The following is a 5,331-nucleotide window of genomic DNA, read 5'->3' as shown; positions in this document are numbered from 1 at the left end:
CACCGCCGACGGCGGGATGAGCAACGGGAGCAGGCACGGCAGATGATGGGGCCTTTTGCCTATGTACTATACCCGTTTCTTTGGCTCTGCCAGCACCTGCTGTCAGGCCTGGTGTCTTCTTTTGAAGCTGTGCCGGCCGTCATCGCTTTCAAGGACAAGATATCCAATCCAAAGGTCAGGGATATCACAGCAACCCAAGAAGCCCTCTTGTCATTGCAAGAGGGTAACAGATAGGCTACAACTCTTGGAAGAGTGTAGAAAAACATGCATCTCACGGTTGCAACCCAAGCCAAATGCGATACAATGGCAAAAGGCAAACGCCGGAGGTTCCCATGATTTCAGTCCACCCTGTATCCACCAAGCATGATTGGAAGCTCTTCTTTGACTTTCCCAATCGTTTATATACAGACAATCCCTACTATGTCCCAACCTTGTTGCTAGATGAGAAGTGGAACTTCAACCCCAAGAAGAACCCTGCATTCGAGTATTGTGAGACCATTGCATTCCTTGCCAGGAAAGACGGCAAGGTTGTCGGCCGGGTTGCCGGCCTTATCAACCACAAGCTCAACAAAATCAAAAATCAAGCATACATGCGCTTCACACGCTACGATGTCATCGACGACATCGAGGTCAGCCGGCTTCTCTTCGATGCTGTCTTGGCCTGGGGCAGGCAGAAAGGCATGAATACCGTCATCGGCCCGATCGGTTTTTCAGACTTGGACAAGCAGGGCCTGCTGGTGGAAGGGTTCGACCAAATCGGGATGTTCATCACCCTGTACAACCATCCCTACTACCATGAGCATCTCACACAACTGGGATTTACCAAGGATATCGACTGGGTGGAGTACAAGGTTTTTGTACCCCCGAAGCCGGACCCCCGCATCGAGCGGATATGCGAATTTGCACAGAAACGGCACGGCTATCGACTGCTCTCCTTCTCAAAGAAAAAGGAGGTCATGCCCTATGCCCACCAGATGTTCCATATGTACAATGAGTCGTTTGCAAAGCTCTACGGCTTCTGCCCTCTCAGTGATGGACAGATAGATATGGCCATCAAGCAGTTTTTCAGCCTGATCAGCCTGGAGTACATCTTCGTCGTGGTCGATGCACAGCAGTCGGTCATCGGCTTCGGCATCATGGTGCCGTCCCTCTCAAAACCCCTCCAGGCCTCCCGGGGACGGATCTTCCCCTTGGGATTCCTGCATATTCTGAAAGCCTTGAAAACACATCAGGTACTGGACATGTATCTCATTGCCGTTAAACCGGAGTATTTTGGAAGGGGCGTCAATGCAATCATCATGAACGAGGGCATCAAGCGAGCCATCGCCAACGGTGTATTGTATGCGGAGACCGGCCCTGAACTGGAGGACAACAACAATGTACAGACGCAGTGGAAGAGCTTTCATACCGAGCAACACAAGCGACGAAGGTGCTATATTCGTTCCCTTGACTGAGAATTTGGTACACTGAGCACTCAAGAAGCGATATTTCCCTGGAGTTTATTTTTTTACTTCTTACAAAACTTGCCGTATACTACAGCAAACAGAGGGAGAGGAAAGGTGAAAATTCAGAAACAACAGGCTATGCGAACAGTCCTTTACGGGCTCGCACCGCTTTGCGTTGCCGCACTCTATTTTTTTGGTTGGCGGTTTATCGCCACCCTTGCAGTCGTTACCGCCACAGGACTTGCATGCGAATGGCTTATGTTCAAGCGATATGGATTCAAGGTGACCGAGTCGCTGTTTGTATCCTGCACGCTGTTCGCACTTTCGCTGCCTCCGACCATACCCCTTTGGATAGCAGCCACGGGTATCGCTTTCGGTATCATTTTCGGGAAAATGGTCTTCGGAGGCTTTGGAAAGAATATCTTCAATCCCGCCATTACCGCCCGGGCATTCGTCTACATCAGCTTCGGCTTTCCCATGACGGCAGCTTTTGTCGGAAATGCCGTTTCCCTCGGTTTCTTCCCTGCAGGGTTGGGATCGTGGCTCAGCAAGGCTGACAGTGTCTCTGCTGCAACCCCGCTTGTCACCGGGAGCGAATCGCTTCTTGACCTGTTTTTGGGCTTTACCAGCGGCAGTTTTGGTGAAACCAGCGCAGTGTTGATACTTCTTGGAGGCCTGTACATAGTCTACAAGAAGGCCGCAAACTGGAAAATAGTCGCCTCCTCACTGATTTCGTTCATCCTGCTGCAAACCATCTTCTGGGCAAGCGGACTGCAGATTGCAACCGAGCACGGCTTGGCATCGGTCTCATCCCCCCTCACAGCCCTCTTCTCGGGCAGCTTCCTCTTGGCAGCCTTTTTCATGATCACCGACCCGGTGTCGGCTTCCCAGTCGACCGATACCGGCAAATGGATCTACGGAGCACTCTTCGGCTTTTTGACCGTATTGATACGCACCTTCTCCACTTGGATCGAGGGCGTGACATTTGCCATTCTCATCGCCAATATGTTCGCCCCCCTGCTTGACACCATGCTTAAAAGTGCAAAAGCAAAGAAGAAGCAGAAACGCGCACAGGGAGGTGCTGCATGAGTGTGCAAAAAACATTTTACAAAGATCGCATCTACCCTCTGCTGTTTATGTTCCTGATTACCTTTTTCTGCATTCTGTTGACAGCAGGCATTCATCTGGCAACACAGGACCGGGCCAACGCAAATGAACTTTCCTTTACCAGGAAAGCCGTTCTCGATGCAGCCGGAATCACCTATGTGAACACTACGGCCGGCATTGAGGAAGCTTACCTGAAGCGTGTTGAGGAAGCCGACGGCTATTTCACAACCTCAGGCTCCGACGGCAAACGGTTCATAATCCCGCTTGAAGGACCGGGGCTGTGGGGTACCATCTCCATCATGGTCGGGTTCGAAGAGGACCTGCAAACATTCACCGGAGTCGCCATCGTAAGCCAGAATGAGACACCGGGTTTGGGAGCCCGCATTGAGGAGCCTTGGTTCACAGACCAATTCAGAGGCAAGCGGCCACCTTTTACCTTGGTGGAAGAAGGGACTGCAACAGCCTCCAATGAAGTGGATGCAATAACCGGTGCAACCCGCACCTCGGAATATTTCAGGAACCTTGCAAACCAGGCTGCAGATGCCGCCAAGCGCATCGTAAGAGGAGAGTGACATGGCCAAGAACAAAGTACGGAAAACCTTCCTGGAACCACTGGGGAAAAACAATCCGGTGTTCGTCCAGATATTGGGCATCTGCTCCACCCTCGCCGTAACAAACAAGCTGCAGAACACCATGGTCATGACGCTGGGCGTACTGTTCACCACCGCCCTTTCCAGCTGGACCATTTCACTGATGCGCAACCATATCCCATCACGAATCCGCATGATGGTGGAAACCATGGTCATTGCAACGTTTGTCATCATCGTCGACATCGTGCTCAAGGCTTTTTATCCGGAGATGTGGAAACAGCTTGGACCTTATGTCGGACTGATCATCACAAACTGCATCGTCATGGGCCGTGTTGAAGCCTTTGCGCTGCAGAACAAGCCCATGCTCTCTCTTGTCGACGGCCTTGCATCCGGTCTGGGGTACGCGTACGTGCTGCTTGCCATCGCCTTTGTCAGAGAACTTTTGGGAACAGGAAGCCTCTGGGGCTACAGGATTCTGGGAAGTTGGTGGACGAACTGGTCGATCATGATCATGCCCCCGGGAGGGTTCTTCGTCCTTGCCATCCTGATTTGGATCATTCGCGAAACAATCATGAAGGAGGCCAGCCATGCATGACGCTCTACTTCCTCTGTCCGTATTCTTTGCCTCGATTTTCACCAGCAACATCCTGTTGACCAATTATCTGGGCACCTGTTCGTTCCTCTCGGTCTCAAAGGAGATGAAGACCTCGTTGGGGTTGGGGGTCGCCGTCATATTCGTCATGGCCACCACCACACCGCTGAACTGGCTGGTGTATGAGTACCTGCTGCTTCCTTTTGGGTTGGAATACCTTCGCTTCATAGTGTTCATCATCGTCATCGCCGCCTTCGTGCAGCTCACCGAGATGGCCATCGAGCGATACAGCGAGCCGCTGTACCAATCATTGGGCATTTTCCTGCCCCTGATCACCGTCAACTGTGCAATCCTGGGTGTCAGCTTGTTCATGGTCATTCGAGAGTATTCATTCTTTACATCCTTCGTATTCGGACTTGGAAGCGGCATCGGTTGGTTTGTCGCCATCATCGCAATGGCCGGCATCCGGGTGAAGCTGAAGAACGCCAAGGTTGTGCCCGCCTTGGAGGGCCCCGGCATCACCCTGATAATCGCTGGATTCATGGCCATGGCATTCATGGGCTTCTCCGGCATGATCGCCGTATCATAAGGAGAAGCGTATGGTCATCACCCTTCTGATAAGCATCGCTGTCATCAGTCTCATCTCGGTGTTCCTTGCCCTCTTGATGGTCATCGCCGATGCCACCATCGGCAACTACGGAATCGTCAGGATTTCCATCAATGATGGAACGAAGGAGCTTGAGGTGAAAGGCGGCCAACCGCTGCTCAAGGCATTGAACCAGGAAGGCGTGTTCATTCCTTCGGCCTGCGGCGGACGGGGCTCCTGCGGCTTGTGCAAGGTTCGCGTAGTCCAAGGAGGCGGAGAGTATCTGCCCACCGAGCTGCCCTTCATCAGCGAGGATGAGAAAAAACAGCAGGTCAGACTCTCCTGCCAGTTCAAGGTGAAGGCGGATGTCGCCATCGTCATTCCCGAGGAGCTGTTCTCGGTCAGGGAGTTCATCACAAGGGTCGAACGCATCCGCGACCTCACCCATGACATCAAGGAGGTGACGCTGCGCCTCAAGGACGGTGAGACCATCACGCCGTTGGCCGGCCAATACATCCAGTTTAAAGTTCCTGAGTATGAGAACACCGAAGAGAGCGTGTATCGTGCATATTCGGTTGCATCGCCACCGGATGACAATACGAGGGTGGAACTGGAAATTCGCTTGGTTCCCAATGGGATTTGCACCACCTACGTGCATACAATCCTCAAGGAAGGTGATGAGGTGACCATCAACGGTCCATATGGTGAGTTTTATCTGCGTGAAAGCGACCGGAACATCATCTTCATCGCCGGAGGATCGGGCATGGCTCCTATCAAGTCGATCCTGATGGATATGGCCCAAAAAGGAATCAACCGCAAAGCCATGTACTTCTTTGGTGCCCGATCAAAGCGGGACCTCTTTCTCCTCGATGAGATGCATGCCTTGGAGCAACGTTTGCCGAACTTCACGTTCGTGCCCGCTCTCAGCGAGCCGGCTGCAGAGGACAATTGGGAGGGAGAAACCGGTCTTATCACCGATGTGGTCAGGCGCATGGTCAAGGACGGCCCCAA

The 5,331-nt window shown here is 52.6% G+C and carries 7 protein-coding genes; all 7 read left to right on the top strand.

The annotated features are described in order from the left end of the window. A partial coding sequence (locus tag B3F49_RS01125; RefSeq protein WP_293908609.1) for a hypothetical protein occupies positions 1 to 234 on the top strand: 234 nt, incomplete at its 5' end. A gap of 98 nt (positions 235 to 332) precedes the next feature. Next, positions 333 to 1,454, top strand: coding sequence for a hypothetical protein (locus B3F49_RS01120; protein WP_293894561.1), 1,122 nt, complete (start codon positions 333 to 335; stop codon positions 1,452 to 1,454). Between the two features lie 105 nt (positions 1,455 to 1,559). Further along, entirely contained in the window at positions 1,560 to 2,534 is a 975-nt protein-coding gene (locus B3F49_RS01115) for an RnfABCDGE type electron transport complex subunit D (RefSeq protein WP_293894564.1), read from the top strand. Further along, positions 2,531 to 3,124: an FMN-binding protein gene (locus B3F49_RS01110; RefSeq protein ID WP_293894567.1), complete on the top strand. Its 594-nt coding sequence runs from the start codon at positions 2,531 to 2,533 to the stop codon at positions 3,122 to 3,124. Before B3F49_RS01115 ends, B3F49_RS01110 begins: the two co-directional genes overlap by 4 nt. A gap of 1 nt (position 3,125) precedes the next feature. Continuing rightward, a complete protein-coding gene (locus B3F49_RS01105; protein ID WP_293894570.1) occupies positions 3,126 to 3,737 on the top strand; it encodes an NADH:ubiquinone reductase (Na(+)-transporting) subunit D in 612 nt (203 codons plus the stop codon). Then, complete coding sequence (locus B3F49_RS01100; protein WP_293894573.1) at positions 3,730 to 4,323, top strand: NADH:ubiquinone reductase (Na(+)-transporting) subunit E; 594 nt, start codon at positions 3,730 to 3,732, stop codon at positions 4,321 to 4,323. The genes B3F49_RS01105 and B3F49_RS01100 overlap by 8 nt, the downstream gene beginning before the upstream one ends. 10 nt (positions 4,324 to 4,333) lie before the next feature. After that, a partial coding sequence (locus tag B3F49_RS01095; protein WP_293908608.1) for an NADH:ubiquinone reductase (Na(+)-transporting) subunit F occupies positions 4,334 to 5,331 on the top strand: 998 nt, incomplete at its 3' end.

This window comes from Sphaerochaeta sp. UBA5836 (assembly GCF_002432845.1).
Taxonomy (GTDB): Bacteria; Spirochaetota; Spirochaetia; order Sphaerochaetales; family Sphaerochaetaceae; genus Sphaerochaeta.
The sequence above is the reverse complement of the archived record's forward strand: the minus strand, read 5'-3'. Positions and strand labels throughout refer to the sequence as shown.

Excerpts from the sequence above, each read along its gene's own strand:
- B3F49_RS01120 (WP_293894561.1), top strand. The coding sequence starts at position 333 with ATGATTTCAGTCCACCCTGTATCCACCAAGCATGATTGGAAGCTCTTC.
- B3F49_RS01110 (WP_293894567.1), top strand. The coding sequence starts at position 2,531 with ATGAGTGTGCAAAAAACATTTTACAAAGATCGCATCTACCCTCTGCTG.
- B3F49_RS01105 (WP_293894570.1), top strand. The coding sequence starts at position 3,126 with ATGGCCAAGAACAAAGTACGGAAAACCTTCCTGGAACCACTGGGGAAA.
- B3F49_RS01100 (WP_293894573.1), top strand. The coding sequence starts at position 3,730 with ATGCATGACGCTCTACTTCCTCTGTCCGTATTCTTTGCCTCGATTTTC.